Source organism: Aquitalea sp. LB_tupeE, from assembly GCF_013391415.1.
Taxonomy (GTDB): Bacteria; Pseudomonadota; Gammaproteobacteria; order Burkholderiales; family Chromobacteriaceae; genus Aquitalea.
The window spans coordinates 14,390-27,399 of the sequence record NZ_JACAXB010000016.1; the positions used below are offsets into that span (position 1 = coordinate 14,390).

Sequence of the window (13,010 nt, forward strand, 5' to 3'; positions counted from 1 at the left end):
ATGCAGCCATTCACGGTACGCATCCAGCATGAAGGGTTTGATTGCGGCGCAGAAATTGCCCGCCTGTCCGGCAACCCGGCCTGCGGTGCCGTGGTGAGTTTCAGCGGCTTGGTGCGTGACTATGGCGACCGTCAGAACATTGCCGCGCTGGAGCTGGAACACTACCCCGGCATGACGGAGAAATCCCTGTACGCCATCATCGAACAGGCCCGGCAGCGCTGGCAGCTACAAGCAGCCACCATCATCCACCGCGTGGGCAGACTGGCGCTGGGTGAGGCCATCGTGCTGGTAGTCACCGCCAGCAGCCACCGCAAGGATGCCTTTGCCGCGGCGGAATTCCTGATGGATTTTCTCAAGACCGAAGCGCCATTCTGGAAAAAGGAAATCCAGCAGGATGGCAGTGTGCACTGGGTGGAAGCCAAGGCCAGCGACCAGCACGCCGCCGGGCGCTGGCAATGACGCCTTATACGGCACTGATTCTGGCGGGTGGACAAGCCAGCCGCATGGGCGGAGTGGACAAAGGCCTGGTGGAGCTGGCCGGTCAGCCGCTGATTGCCCGCACCTTGCACAGCCTCGCCGCGCAAAGCCAGCCACCCGCGCGCGTCCTGATCTCCGCCAACCGTCATCTGGATGCCTACGCCGCTTACGGTTATCCGGTGTTGCCAGATACCTTGCCCGGTTATCCTGGCCCATTGGCAGGGCTGTTGGCGGGCATGCAGGCCGAGCCTGACAGTGTACTGCTGATGCTGCCTTGTGATGCGGTACAACTGCCCGCGGACTTTGCCACCCGCCTGCTGGCGGCGCTACCGGGCCGGCAAGTTGTCAGCGCCAGTGACAGCGTGCAATGGCACCCCAGCCTGCTGGCCTTGCAGCCGGGACTGACAGATGCACTGACAGCTTATCTGGCTGGCGGCAATCGCTCCATCCGCGGCTGGCTGGCCGGGCTGCAACACGACACCGTGCCGTTCGCGCTGCCCTTTGCCAATCTCAATACCCTGCAGGCGGTGGCAGCACTGGCACAGCAGTGGCCGGCTGACTGACACTGTCCAGCAGCCAGCGCTTGAACAACTGCGCATTGTCACTCAGTGAGGCATGACGCGGATGAACCAGGTAATCCACCTTGCCACTGACAAAGGCAAACGGCCCGAGCCGCTTGAGCACGCCCTGCTGCAACAAATCCTGTGCCATGAATTCCCAGCCCAGTCCGATGCCCATTTTTTGCAACACGGCATTGAAGGCCAGCGTCACCTGATTGAACATCGGCACCCGCTCCGGCGGGGTATACGCCAGGCCGAAGTGGCCAAACCAGTCATGCCAGTTGATGCAATTCCAGGCCGATGAGTCGAGCTGGATCAGAGGCAGCTGCGCCAGATCCGCTGGCTGGCTGATGGTGGGGAAGTCCAGCTGCGCGCTGTACACCGGGTACACCACCTCGGGAAACAATGGCTCGGCACACAGCGAGCTCCACTGACCATCGCCATAGAAAATGGCGAAATCGTATTCGGCCACGCTGGCCTCATCCATGCTGTTGCTGGCATGAATATTCACGGTAATGTCCGGGTACTGCTGGCTGAAAGCCACCAAGCGGGGAAACAGCCAGAACTGCGCCACCGCATGGGTGCAATTTACCGTCAGGGTATGGCGATTGTGCTCGGCCTGCAGCCGCACCACACTGCGCAGCAGCGACTGCAACATGGGGCCTACTTCGCGCTGCAATGCCAGCCCGGCCGGGGTGGGCTGAATGCCCCGCACCAGCCGCTCGAACAGCGGCAGCTTGAGCCAATCCTCCAGCGCGCGAATCTGCTTGCTCACCGCGCTTTGCGTCACGCACAGCTCGGTAGCAGCCTTGGTGAAACTGCCATTACGCACCACCGCCTCAAAATGAATCAGGCTTTCCAGCGGTGGCAGATTCTTCAGATAGCGGCTCATCTGCTTGTGTCCTCATCTTGATTACTACCCGGCTGACATTCCCGTTCAGCATCCTGACCTGATACAGGATATTAACCCGGACAAGCACTATGCAGGAAAAGACATTCCATACGGGAATGCGTAAATGCCGAGATATCCTTTGTCGGCCCGTCCTGTCAGCACGTAGCCTTGGGCCATCATCAGTTGCTCGGGGAAGATGCAAAATGAAACGCGGAATCAGCTATGCCGGACTGGCCGGTGCAATATGGGGCATGGTGCTGATGGTGCCGCAGGTGATGCCCGCCTTCAGTCCATGGCTGCTCAGTGCGGTGCGCTTCACGCTGTATGGCGTCATCTCGCTGCTGCTGGCGCTGCCGCTGGCCGGGCGAATCCGGGCCAAGCTACAAACCGCAGACGTGTTGATGCTGGTGGTGCTGTCGCTGGTGGGCAATCTGCTGTATTTCATTTTGCTGGCCGCCGCTATCCAGCTGGTAGGCATTGCCCCCGCCTCGCTGATTGTCGGTGTGTTGCCGGTCACCATCACCCTGCTGGGCCTGAAAGACGAGGGTGCGCTGTCGCTGCGCCAACTGGCCTGGCCATTGCTGATGGTGCTGGCCGGCATTGTCTGCATCAATATCGATACCTTTGGCGGCAGCCATCCGGCCACTGCCAGCGTGGCAGACCGTATCCTGGGGGTAGTGGCTGCGCTGGGAGCCCTGGCCAGCTGGAGCTGGTTTGCTGCCAGCAATGCGCGCTATCTGCGCCGACGCCCCTGTTTTGACAGCCATGAATGGTCTTGTCTGCTGGGCATGGTGACCGGCGTCATGGGCGGTGGCTTGTGGCTGGCGGGTAACTGGCTGGGCCTGCCCATGGTTAGCCAGGCAGTCAGCCATGCCCAGTGGCAGCTGTTCTGGGTGGCCGCCACCGGCTGTGCGCTGGGCGGCTCGTGGCTGGCCAATGCGCTGTGGTATGCCGCCGCACGCCGTTTGCCACCCACTTTGTCTGGTCAGCTGATCGTCTTTGAAACGCTGTTTGCCTTGCTGTATGGCTTTGCCTGGTTGCAGCGCTGGCCGCGGCCGCTGGAGCTGGCCTCCATGCTGTTGCTGCTGGGCGGGGTGGCCTGGGCGGTAAGGCGGCATACCACGCCAGCAGAAGAGCAAGCCATGCCGGCCTGGCAGGGGAGTTGATTCCGGCGAGTGCCGCACAGAGACAAACCCCCTCTCGCTTTCCGGAAGGAAAGCGAGGCTCCTTTCTTCAAATTGGCAGGGCAAGGGCGGGGGATTGGGAATAGATGGGAAGGCTGCGAAAGCAATATCTTAGTCGAAAGGCCCGGCTTTGCCGGGTCCAGTGCAATCGCACCAAATCATTTTATTAGCAGCATGAAAAACGCTGCCAGTGGCAGCGTTTTTCATGTCGGATGCAAGACAGCTTATTTGCCGCCGGCAGCACCCAGCTTGGCACGACGGGCCTTGACCGCATCGGCCAGGGTGGTCAGCAGCTTCTCGGTGTCATCCCAACCGATGCAGGCATCGGTGATGCTCTGACCGTATTTCAACTCACAGCCCGGCTTCAGGTCCTGACGGCCTTCTGCCAGATGGCTTTCCACCATCACGCCGAAGATGTGCTGGTCACCGGCAGCCAGCTGGCCTGCCACATCGTCGGCCACTTCCATCTGGCGACGGTAATCCTTGCGGCTGTTGGCATGGCTGAAATCCACCATCAGCTTTTGCGGCAGACCGACAGCCGCCAGTTCGGCAGCAGCGGCACGCACGTGTTCGGCCGAGTAGTTGGGCTCCTTTCCGCCACGCAGGATGACGTGGCAATCCGGGTTGCCACCGGTGGAAACAATGGCGGAGTGACCGGTCTTGGTCACCGACAGGAAGTGATGCGACACGCTGGCGGAGCGAATGGCATCGACGGCAATCTTCAGGTTGCCGTCAGTACCGTTCTTGAAACCCACCGGGCAGGACAGGCCGGAAGCCAGTTCGCGGTGCACCTGGCTTTCGGTGGTACGTGCGCCGATGGCACCCCAGCTGATCAGGTCGGCAAAGTATTGCGGGGTGATCATGTCGAGGAATTCGGTTGCCGCCGGAATGCCCATGTCGTTGAGCGTCAACAGCAGGCGACGTGCCAGGCGCAGACCGGTATTGATATCGTAGGACTCGTTCAGATGCGGGTCGTTGATCAGACCCTTCCAGCCCACCGTGGTACGTGGTTTTTCAAAGTACACACGCATCACCACCACCAGCTCGCCAGCCAGGCTGTTGCGCAGCGTGGAAAGCTTGCGCGCATACTCGATGGCGGCATCGGTATCGTGAATCGAACAGGGGCCGATCACCACCAGCAGGCGATCATCCTCGCCGCGCAGCAGGGCGGCAATGTCCTTGCGGGTGGTGTAGATGACTTCGGAGGCTGTTTCGGTGATGGGCAGTTCGTACAGATGGGCAATCGGAGGTAGTAATTCCTTGATTTCGCTGATTCTGACGTCGTCGGTCTGGCGTTGCATGTTTGTCCCTAGCTGATATCGTTTTTACCTTGCATAGCAGCAAGATACCCGTACCAGCCAAGGCCGACAAGCCCTTGTGCGCGTCACAGGGCTGCGCAAAAAACAAAAGCGCCATCGCAAGGCGATGACGCTTTGTGGCAGCAGAATACCGCGGGGGATCAGTCTGCGTATTGGCGCTTCATGCGTTCGCGGCGCTCCTGGGCCTCGACCGACAGGGTGGCTGTCGGACGCGCCATCAGGCGGCGCAGGCCGATGGGTTCGCCAGTGTCTTCGCAGAAGCCATAGGAACCATCGTCAATCTGACGGATCGAGGCCTGGATTTTCTGCAGCAGCTTGCGTTCGCGGTCGCGGGTGCGCAGTTCCAGCGCATATTCCTCTTCCAGCGTGGCCCGGTCGGCGGGATCCGGGGTCGCTTCCTGCTCTTGCAGGTGGTTGGCAGTGGCATTGGCGTTGATCAACAACTCCTGCTGCATCTGCAACAACCGGTCTTTGAAGAACTCAAGATGGTCGGCGTTCATGTAATCATCGCCTTCCCAGTTGAGAATATCTTGTTCGGTCAGCTTGGCCATAATTTTGGTGCTTCCAGCATGAGAGTTGGCAGACAGGCGAAGAAGATTACCCACGGTATCGGATTTGTGCAACTGGCAGCAACAATTCCCCTTCTTCGGCTTGACCTGCTGCTGACACTCGGTATAGCGCCAATCACGGCAGGTAACAAGCTTGTCACATGAAAAAGGCGGCCGTGGCCGCCTTGTTACATCATCACAGAACTTACTTCTGCGACAGTACCCATTTCACCAGGGTCTTGACGTCAGCGTCGCTAACCTGGGCGTTTGGCGGCATCGGGACCGGGCCCCATACACCAGCACCACCTGCTTTCACCTTGGCGATCAGTTTGGCTTCAGCACCCTTGTCGCCAGCGTATTTCTTGGCCACGTCCTTGTAAGCCGGGCCCACAACCTTGTGGTCCACTGCGTGACAGGACAGGCAGTTGTTCTTTTGTGCCAGCGCCAGATTGGCCATGGCAGGAGCGGCAGCAGTACCCAGCAACAGGGCAGCAAGCAGCATTTTCTTCATCACGATTCTCCAGATCATTTAGGAAATGTCTCCACATCTTTTCAGATGTGACTGAGCATGACAAATAAACATATTTACTGCATCAGCACCTTGAGTTGCGTCAAGAAGCTGATTTCCAGGTACTGCACCAGCGGCATCAGAACGAACTGGATGATCAGGAAGAGAATCATTGGCGACAGGTCGACCCCTCCCACCGTGGCACGGCGGAAGGGTTTGAGAAACGGCCGGGTCAGCGCATCCAGAATCGGGCTGAGCAAGTTATAGGGGTTCACCCAGCTCATCACCGCCTGTACGATGACCGCACCCATCAGCAAGATCAGCGACTGCTTGAACACATTCAGTAGCGCCAGCAGAGTCAGCGCCACCCAGGTTTCCGGTGCTGCCAGCGTGTAAAGAGGGTTGAGCGCCAAGAGGATTACATTGGAAACCATGCTCACCAGCCAGGCCAGCAACATGGTGGCACTGTCGTAACCACGCAGCGATGGCACCAACTTGCGTAGTGGCAGTACAGCAAAGTTGGTGGCCGCCATGACAAACTGGCATAGCGGGTGCTTGAACGGTGCCCGGGCCACTTGCAGGTAAAAGCGCAGCAGCAGGACCAGCACAAACAGGTCGGTAATGGTCTTGATCAGAGATTGCACGATTTCCAGAAACATGAAGCTTTAGTCCTGACTGAGTTGTTGGCCCATTTCGATGGAGCGGTCACGGCAATCCATGGCTCCGGCGATGATGGCCGCCTTGACGCCTTCGGCCTCGAAACGGGCGATGGCACGTTCGGTGGTACCGCCCTTGGACATCACGTTGGTTCGCAAGGTGGCCACCGGCAGCGGGCTTTGTCGGGCCAGCTCTACCGCACCGTCAAAAGTGGCCAGTACCAGCCGGCGGGCTTCGTCGGCGGCAAAGCCGGCTTGTTCGGCGGCTTCGATCATGCTTTCGATGAAGTAGAACACATAGGCCGGACCGCTGCCGGATACGCAGGTAATGTCGTCGATGCCTTCTTCCTTGTCCAGCCATACCGTAATACCGGCAGCCTGCATGATGGTTTCGGCATCGGCCCGGTCTGCGGCACTGACGCCGCTACCGGCATACAGGCCGGACACTCCCTTGCCCACCATGGCCGGGGTATTGGGCATGACGCGCACGATGCGCTCGCTTCCCAGCCAGCGCGCCAAGGCATCACAGCGGATGCCGGCAGCAATCGACAATACCATGGCGCCATTCAGGCGCGAAGCGAGTGCCTGGCAAACTTCTTTAAGCTGCTGCGGCTTGACCGCCAGCAGCACGATGTCATCGGCCGAGAGTTGCTCGGGCAGCGCGCTTGCACTTGTTACACCGAAGTTCTGACCCAGTTCTGCCAGCTTTGCGGTGTTGGGGTCCACCACGTGGATGCGATGGCCGCCTTGCTGGTGGAGTCCGCCGATGATGGCCGTGGCCATATTGCCGCCGCCGATGAAGGTAATTTGCATAGCCTGTTTTTCCTCTTAATCTCTCTATTATTCTGCCCGGGCAGGCTGGCTGCCCGCGTGCAATATCATTGCGGATAGTGGCGGGCACCAAAAATGGCGGTGCCGACACGAACCATGGTGCTGCCTGCCGCAATGGCTTGTGCCATATCAGCGGACATCCCCATGGATACTGTATCCAATTTCAGACCGTCTTGCTGTAATTCATCCTGCACACGCGCCAGCAAGGCAAACTGTGCCGACAGCGTCTGTGCATTGTCGGTCGCCTCCGGAATACACATCAAGCCACGCAGTTGCAAGCCGGGCAGGGCGGCCACGGCACGTGCCAGCGCCCTGGCCTCATGCGGCTGACAGCCGCTCTTGCTCTGTTCGCCAGACACATTCACCTGAATGCAGACCTGCAACGGCGGCAGGCTGCTTGGGCGTTGTTCGGACAGGCGCTGGGCAATTTTCAGCCTCTCAATGGAGTGGACCCAATGCGCGGTTTGGGCCACGATGCGGGTCTTATTGGATTGCAGCGGCCCGATGAAGTGCCATTCGATATCCAGGTCTGTCAGTTCGGCGGCCTTGGTTTGCAGTTCCTGCACATAATTTTCGCCAAAGGCACGCTGGCCTGCCGCGTAGGCGTCTACAACAGCACTGGCCGGAAACGTCTTGCTGACGGCCAGCAAACGTACACTGCCGGCGGTCCGCCCGGCGGCGGCTTCGGCGGCACGGATACGCGCGGTGACCGATGCGATGGCTTGTGCGATGGAATCGCTCATATTACTCCTTGTGGCATGGATGAACCCTCAGCTACAACGAATCGGGTAGCCATGCGGGCTGTGTTTCAGTCTGCATATGCTTTTGCAACGGCTTGCGCTTACAATCGGAAAAAATACCTTAGCGTCATGCCCGCTGCCGGGTAATCGTGGAGAAATTATAAATGGAAATTTCCGAGCTCTTGGCCTTTACCGTCAAGAACAAGGCATCCGACTTGCATCTGTCTGCCGGTTTGCCTCCGATGATCCGGGTCAACGGCGATGTCCGCCGTATCAATCTGCCCCCGATGGATCATCATGATGTACACGATATGGTGTACGACATCATGAATGACTATCAACGCAAGATTTTCGAGGACGAGTTCGAATGCGACTTTTCCTTTGAACTGCCGGGCATTGCCCGTTTCCGGGTGAATGCCTTTGTGCAGAACCGTGGCATGGGGGCGGTATTCCGTGTGATTCCATCCAAGGTGCTGACACTGGAACAACTAGGTGCACCCAAGATTTTCCAGGATATTTCCAGCTACCCGCGTGGCCTGGTGCTGGTGACGGGGCCGACCGGCTCGGGCAAATCCACCACGCTGGCGGCCATGGTGGACTTCGTCAACGAGAACAATTATTCGCACATCCTGACGGTGGAAGACCCGATCGAATTCGTGCATGAAAGCAAGAGGTCGCTGATCAACCAGCGCGAGCTAGGCCTGCAGACCCACAGTTTTTCCAATGCCCTGCGTTCGGCCTTGCGTGAAGACCCGGATGTGATTCTGGTGGGTGAATTGCGCGATCTGGAAACCATCCGGCTGGCGCTGACTGCGGCCGAAACCGGTCACCTGGTATTCGGCACCCTGCATACCAGCTCGGCGGCCAAGACCATCGACCGTATCGTGGATGTGTTCCCGGCCGGTGAAAAGGAAATGGTGCGCTCGATGTTGTCTGAATCGGTGCGGGCGGTGATTTCGCAAACCCTGCTCAAGACCAAGGATGGCAACGGTCGGGTTGCTGCGCATGAAATCATGATCGGTACGCCGGCCATCCGTAACCTGATCCGCGAAAACAAGATTGCGCAGATCAATTCGATGATCCAGACCGGCCAGCAATACGGCATGCAAACCCTGGACCAGTGTTTGCAGGAGCTGGTTCGACGCAATATTGTTGCCCCCAGCGAGGCACGCCAGAAAGCAGCGTCCAAGGATGCGTTCTAAACTGAAACAGGCACGCTAGCCTCACCGGATGGCCATCATGGAAAAAGACCAGGCATCAAAATTCATTCACGATCTGCTCAAGCATGCGGTGGGCAAGAACGCTTCGGACATCTTCATTTCGGCGGAATTTCCGCCCGCCATGAAAATTGACGGCAAGATCACCCCGGTGGCACCGCAGCCTTTGTCGGCCCAGCACACCAAGGAGCTGGTACGTTCGGTGATGAATGACCGGCAGACTGAAGAATTCGAGTCAAAAAAAGAGGCCAACTTCGCCATTAACCCGCCGGGCATAGGCCGCTTCCGGGTAAGCGCCTTCATCCAGCAGGGCTGTGCCGGCATGGTGCTGCGCAAGATCAACACTGAAATTCCCACCTTCGACAAGCTGAACATGCCTGAGGTATTGCAGGATATTTCGCTGATCAAGCGTGGTCTGGTGATTTTTGTCGGCGGTACCGGCTCGGGCAAATCCACCTCGCTGGCGGCACTGGTGGACTGGCGCAACAGCCACAACCAGGACCACATCATCACCATTGAAGACCCGATCGAATATGTGCATCAGCACAAAAAGTGCATCGTGACACAGCGTGAGGTGGGGGTGGATACCGAAGACTGGGAAATCGCCCTGAAAAACACCTTGCGTCAGGCACCGGACGTGATCCTGATGGGGGAAATCCGCGACCGGGAAACCATGGGCTACGCCTTGCAGTTTGCCGAAACCGGCCACCTGTGCCTAGCCACCCTGCACGCCAACAATGCCAACCAGGCACTGGACCGGATTCTGAACTTCTTCCCGGAAGAGCGTCACCAGCAAGTGCTGATGGATATGTCGCTGAACATGCGTGCCATCATTTCGCAGCGCCTGCTGCCGCTCAAATCCGGCCGTGGCAGGGTGGCGGCAGTGGAAATCCTGCTCAATACACCGCTGGTTTCCGACATGATCTTCAAGGGTGAGGTGGCCGGGCTGAAAGAGGTGATGAGCCGCTCGCGCGAGTCGGGCATGCAAACCTTCGACCAGTCGCTGTTCGACCTGTTTGAAGCCGGTTATGTCAGCTACGAAGATGCGCTGCGCAATGCAGACTCCATCAACGACCTGCGTCTGAAGATCAAACTGTATAGCGAAAGCTCCAAGGGACGCGATCCGCTGGATGGCATCGACCATCTGGATATCGTCTGAACCGGGACTGAGCCGGCTGTGCACGCAGTGCGCCACCGGACCGGCCTTGCGGAAATGCCTGCATGTATTTTGATGAAAACACCACAGTCCTCATCATTGAGGACTCCCTGACTGTCCGCCAAGGCTTGCGCACCATGTTGTCCATGGCCGGCATCACCCGCTCGGATGCGGTCAGCAGTGCGGCCGAAGGCCGGGCGCGCCTGAAAGGGCGGCGCTTTGATGTGGTGCTGTGTGACTACAATCTGGGCGATGGCATGGATGGTCAGGAATTGCTGGAGGCCCTGCGCAAGACTGGGACGCTGCCCTTGTCCACCATCTGGATCATGATCACCGGCGAGCGCAAGTATGAGCGGGTGGTGGCCGCCGCAGAAATGGCACCGGACGACTACATCCTCAAGCCCTTCAATTCCAATCTGCTGCTGACGCGCATGAACAATGCGCACAAGCGCAAACAGTTTCTGGCACCGGCGCATGAGCAGCTGGAAAAGGGCAACCGTAGTGCCGCCATCAACACCTTGCAGCAACTGGCGGCCTCTGCACCGGGGACAGCCAACCGCATTGATGCCAACCGCCTGTGTGCCGAACTGCTGGTGACAGAAGGCCGACAGGGAGAGGCACTGCATATTTATCAGGAGCTGCTGGAAAGCAAGGTCATCCCCTGGGCCAAGATGGGCGTGGCCCGCATTCAGGCAGACCAGGGCATGCAGGGCGAATCCAGCGCCTTGCTGCGGGAAATCATCCAGGATGCCCCGCTCTACACCGATGCCTACGATTTGCTAGCACAAAACCTGATCGACGAAGGTCAGTATGCCCAGGCGGTGGATGTGCTGGAGAAAGCCGTGAATATTTCCCCGCGCAATTTCCACCGGCTGAAAAGCTGCGGCACCGCCGCACTGCGTTCGGGCGACCCGGAAAAGGGCGCGCAGTATTTGCAAAGGGCGGTGGAAATCGGCCGCAACAACAATTTTTTCGGCCCGGAAGTGCTGGTTGACCTGCTGCAAGCCTACTCGGAAACCGGCAATACGCAATTCATTGACCGCTTACAAGCCGAAATCAGTGCCAGCCTGGCAGACAGGCCTGAGGCACAGTTCACCCTGCGCACCTGTCGCGCCCTGACCGCCCTGGTGCAGCAGCGTGCAGAAGAGGCGCTGGCCTTGCTCAAACAGGCAGCGGACGACCTGCTCAAGCCCTTTGTCCACTTTGAAGCGGCCCAGCGCTTTCTGGGTGCGGTGGTGCGGCTGCCGGAAACCCTGACCGACCCGGCCTTGCTGGAAGAATGGACCCGCACCATCACCATGCGCTTTGCCTATAGTCGGCACGAGCTGTCCACCTTGCTGGAAATTGCCCGCAAGCATCCGCATTGCAGTGAGCTGATCGAACAGGCATACGCCCAGTTGCAGGAGCAAAGTAACCGCGCGGTGGAACTGACCACCGAGGGACGGGCCGCCGAAGCCGGGCGCATGCTGCACGAAATGGCCATGCGCCTGTACAACGAGCGTACCGGCATGAATGCCTGTGCCATCTTGCTGCGGGTGCGCGAGCAGCTGCGCAAGAAAAATCAGGAGACGGCCGAATTCGACCAGATGCTGAATGAAATCCTGGCGTGGTTGCCCAGGGACAACGAACGGGTGCAAGGCTTTCTCAGCCGCTTGCAGGATGAGGAGGGGACGGGGAGCTGAAGCTGGTACTTGGCTGGCCTGCTTACTTCCACATGCTGTTGACCCAGTCCAGCGCCTGGGTTTCCACCCGCAGCAGCATTTCCGGGTCGTATCCTTTCGGGTGTGGTACCGCTTCGTTTTCCAGCGATTCGGCCACCTGCAACAGTTCGCCCAGCACGTGCCGGCCTTCCAGCACGGCTTCTTTCAGGCTTTCTTCGATAGGCAGGCTGGCAATGGCTTCGGCCTTGGGCTGCTGCACCAGAACATCCACCAAGGACAACATCCCGATCATGAAGGCGCTTTCCTGCACGTCTCGCCGTTCGGGATAGCAAGCCTCGGCCAGCAATTCCATGATGCGCCCACGCGTGGCTGCCAGTTCCAGCAGCGGATTGCGCTGTGGCTGTACCGTGGTGGCATTGCTGGCAAACAGCAGCAGCATGGACCAGCGTTTGATCTTGGCCCGGCCCAGCACCATGATGGCCTCTTGCACGGATGACACCGGCCGGCGGGTGGCAGCCGATGCCGTGCTGCTGAGCTTCATCAGCATCAACACCACATCGGGAGCCAGTTTCAGCGCCTGGGCCAGTTCTTCGTTGTCTGCATCGCTCATCAACAGGCCCAGCAGGCTGAGCATGGCATGCTGGCTGGCATTGGCCTGGCGGGTGGACAACACGGTAGGTCGGGCAAAGAAATAACCCTGAAACCACTGGATGCCCAGTTCGCGGCACAGTTCGAACTGCTCGACCGTATCCACCTTCTCTGCCAGCAGAATGCCGGGGAAGCCGGCCAGATCGGCCACCAGTTGGCGCAACTGCAACAGGTTGAGCGCCACCAGGTCTATCTTGACGATGTCCACCAGCGGCAAAAGCGCACGGCGGTCTGCATCCAGTTCGATGACATCATCCATCGCCAGCCGGAAGCCTTTTTGGCGCAATTGCGCCAGCCGTTCCAGCAAGGGTGGCGACACCTTTACCGTTTCCAGGATTTCCAGCACCACTTTGTCACAGGGCAGCACATCCAGCAGGTCATCCATCAGCAGGGTTTCACTGACATTGATGAAACCCAGCCGGTCGCCCAGCACTTCGCCCACGCCCAGGTCGACAAATGCGTGGCGGATGACCGCAGTGGTAGCCATCACATCATCATTCACCCTGGCCACATTGACGTGGCTGGAGCGGAACAACAATTCGTATGCCACCAGTTGCTGGTTGGCATCGACGATGGGCTGTCGCCCTAAGTAGCGGGTTGAATACATGAGTGG

Annotated in this window: 14 protein-coding genes; 6 read left to right on the forward strand and 8 right to left on the reverse strand. The window is 59.0% G+C overall.

The annotated features are described in order from the left end of the window. The gene (moaE, locus tag HWX34_RS07245) at window positions 1–459 is read left to right on the forward strand and encodes a molybdopterin synthase catalytic subunit MoaE (RefSeq protein ID WP_178971620.1); all 459 of its coding nucleotides are present in this window, start codon (window positions 1–3) and stop codon (window positions 457–459) included. Then, the gene (gene mobA / locus HWX34_RS07250) at window positions 456–1,040 is read left to right on the forward strand and encodes a molybdenum cofactor guanylyltransferase MobA (RefSeq protein WP_178971621.1); all 585 of its coding nucleotides are present in this window, start codon (window positions 456–458) and stop codon (window positions 1,038–1,040) included. Before moaE ends, mobA begins: the two co-directional genes overlap by 4 nt. Here mobA and HWX34_RS07255 read toward each other — a convergent pair. Further along, window positions 988–1,929, reverse strand: a complete 942-nt coding sequence (locus HWX34_RS07255) for a LysR substrate-binding domain-containing protein (RefSeq protein ID WP_178971622.1) — start codon at window positions 1,927–1,929, stop codon at window positions 988–990. The genes mobA and HWX34_RS07255 overlap by 53 nt on opposite strands. 203 nt (window positions 1,930–2,132) lie before the next feature. On the opposite strand from HWX34_RS07255, the gene HWX34_RS07260 reads away from it, so the two are divergent. Further along, window positions 2,133–3,095: a DMT family transporter gene (locus tag HWX34_RS07260; RefSeq protein ID WP_178971623.1), complete on the forward strand. Its 963-nt coding sequence runs from the start codon at window positions 2,133–2,135 to the stop codon at window positions 3,093–3,095. Window positions 3,096–3,337: 242 nt separating this feature from the next. On the opposite strand, the gene aroG is transcribed toward HWX34_RS07260, so the two are convergent. The 6 genes from aroG to HWX34_RS07290 all read right to left on the reverse strand — a co-directional run bounded on the left by aroG (window position 3,338) and on the right by HWX34_RS07290 (window position 7,718). Then, window positions 3,338–4,414: a 3-deoxy-7-phosphoheptulonate synthase AroG gene (aroG, locus tag HWX34_RS07265; RefSeq protein ID WP_045845892.1), complete on the reverse strand. Its 1,077-nt coding sequence runs from the start codon at window positions 4,412–4,414 to the stop codon at window positions 3,338–3,340. A 158-nt stretch (window positions 4,415–4,572) separates the two neighbouring features. After that, window positions 4,573–4,983, reverse strand: a complete 411-nt coding sequence (gene dksA / locus HWX34_RS07270; RefSeq protein WP_045845893.1) for an RNA polymerase-binding protein DksA — start codon at window positions 4,981–4,983, stop codon at window positions 4,573–4,575. Between the two features lie 202 nt (window positions 4,984–5,185). Next, window positions 5,186–5,491, reverse strand: coding sequence for a c-type cytochrome (locus tag HWX34_RS07275; protein ID WP_045845894.1), 306 nt, complete (start codon window positions 5,489–5,491; stop codon window positions 5,186–5,188). Window positions 5,492–5,565: 74 nt separating this feature from the next. Further along, the gene (locus HWX34_RS07280) at window positions 5,566–6,147 is read right to left on the reverse strand and encodes a YggT family protein (protein WP_178971624.1); all 582 of its coding nucleotides are present in this window, start codon (window positions 6,145–6,147) and stop codon (window positions 5,566–5,568) included. A gap of 6 nt (window positions 6,148–6,153) precedes the next feature. After that, on the reverse strand, window positions 6,154–6,957 hold the full coding sequence (proC, locus tag HWX34_RS07285) for a pyrroline-5-carboxylate reductase (protein WP_178971625.1): 804 nt from the start codon (window positions 6,955–6,957) through the stop codon (window positions 6,154–6,156). Between the two features lie 65 nt (window positions 6,958–7,022). Beyond that, window positions 7,023–7,718, reverse strand: coding sequence for a YggS family pyridoxal phosphate-dependent enzyme (locus HWX34_RS07290; protein WP_178971626.1), 696 nt, complete (start codon window positions 7,716–7,718; stop codon window positions 7,023–7,025). 161 nt (window positions 7,719–7,879) lie between these two features. Here HWX34_RS07290 and HWX34_RS07295 point away from each other — a divergent pair, with 161 nt between their 5' ends. From HWX34_RS07295 to HWX34_RS07305, 3 genes are all read left to right on the forward strand, one after another. Further along, on the forward strand, window positions 7,880–8,917 hold the full coding sequence (locus HWX34_RS07295) for a type IV pilus twitching motility protein PilT (protein ID WP_178971627.1): 1,038 nt from the start codon (window positions 7,880–7,882) through the stop codon (window positions 8,915–8,917). 37 nt (window positions 8,918–8,954) lie between these two features. Next, window positions 8,955–10,091 carry a PilT/PilU family type 4a pilus ATPase gene (locus tag HWX34_RS07300; protein WP_131356737.1) on the forward strand — a complete coding sequence of 379 codons (1,137 nt, stop codon included), beginning with the start codon at window positions 8,955–8,957 and terminating at the stop codon, window positions 10,089–10,091. Between the two features lie 62 nt (window positions 10,092–10,153). Continuing rightward, a complete protein-coding gene (locus HWX34_RS07305) occupies window positions 10,154–11,770 on the forward strand; it encodes a response regulator (protein ID WP_178971628.1) in 1,617 nt (538 codons plus the stop codon). A 22-nt stretch (window positions 11,771–11,792) separates the two neighbouring features. Here HWX34_RS07305 and HWX34_RS07310 read toward each other — a convergent pair whose 3' ends face one another. Further along, entirely contained in the window at window positions 11,793–13,004 is a 1,212-nt protein-coding gene (locus HWX34_RS07310; RefSeq protein ID WP_178971629.1) for an EAL and HDOD domain-containing protein, read from the reverse strand. Window positions 13,005–13,010 lie beyond the last annotated feature (6 nt).

Bases quoted from the DNA above. Each gene is read 5' to 3' on its own strand.
- HWX34_RS07305 (WP_178971628.1), top strand. From the start codon at position 10,154: ATGTATTTTGATGAAAACACCACAGTCCTCATCATTGAGGACTCCCTG.
- moaE (WP_178971620.1), top strand. From the start codon at position 1: ATGCAGCCATTCACGGTACGCATCCAGCATGAAGGGTTTGATTGCGGC.
- HWX34_RS07295 (WP_178971627.1), top strand. From the start codon at position 7,880: ATGGAAATTTCCGAGCTCTTGGCCTTTACCGTCAAGAACAAGGCATCC.
- HWX34_RS07255 (WP_178971622.1), bottom strand. From the start codon at position 1,929: ATGAGCCGCTATCTGAAGAATCTGCCACCGCTGGAAAGCCTGATTCAT.
- mobA (WP_178971621.1), top strand. From the start codon at position 456: ATGACGCCTTATACGGCACTGATTCTGGCGGGTGGACAAGCCAGCCGC.
- HWX34_RS07260 (WP_178971623.1), top strand. From the start codon at position 2,133: ATGAAACGCGGAATCAGCTATGCCGGACTGGCCGGTGCAATATGGGGC.
- HWX34_RS07300 (WP_131356737.1), top strand. From the start codon at position 8,955: ATGGAAAAAGACCAGGCATCAAAATTCATTCACGATCTGCTCAAGCAT.
- dksA (WP_045845893.1), bottom strand. From the start codon at position 4,983: ATGGCCAAGCTGACCGAACAAGATATTCTCAACTGGGAAGGCGATGAT.
- HWX34_RS07310 (WP_178971629.1), bottom strand. From the start codon at position 13,004: ATGTATTCAACCCGCTACTTAGGGCGACAGCCCATCGTCGATGCCAAC.
- HWX34_RS07280 (WP_178971624.1), bottom strand. From the start codon at position 6,147: ATGTTTCTGGAAATCGTGCAATCTCTGATCAAGACCATTACCGACCTG.
- HWX34_RS07275 (WP_045845894.1), bottom strand. From the start codon at position 5,491: ATGAAGAAAATGCTGCTTGCTGCCCTGTTGCTGGGTACTGCTGCCGCT.
- aroG (WP_045845892.1), bottom strand. From the start codon at position 4,414: ATGCAACGCCAGACCGACGACGTCAGAATCAGCGAAATCAAGGAATTA.
- HWX34_RS07290 (WP_178971626.1), bottom strand. From the start codon at position 7,718: ATGAGCGATTCCATCGCACAAGCCATCGCATCGGTCACCGCGCGTATC.
- proC (WP_178971625.1), bottom strand. From the start codon at position 6,957: ATGCAAATTACCTTCATCGGCGGCGGCAATATGGCCACGGCCATCATC.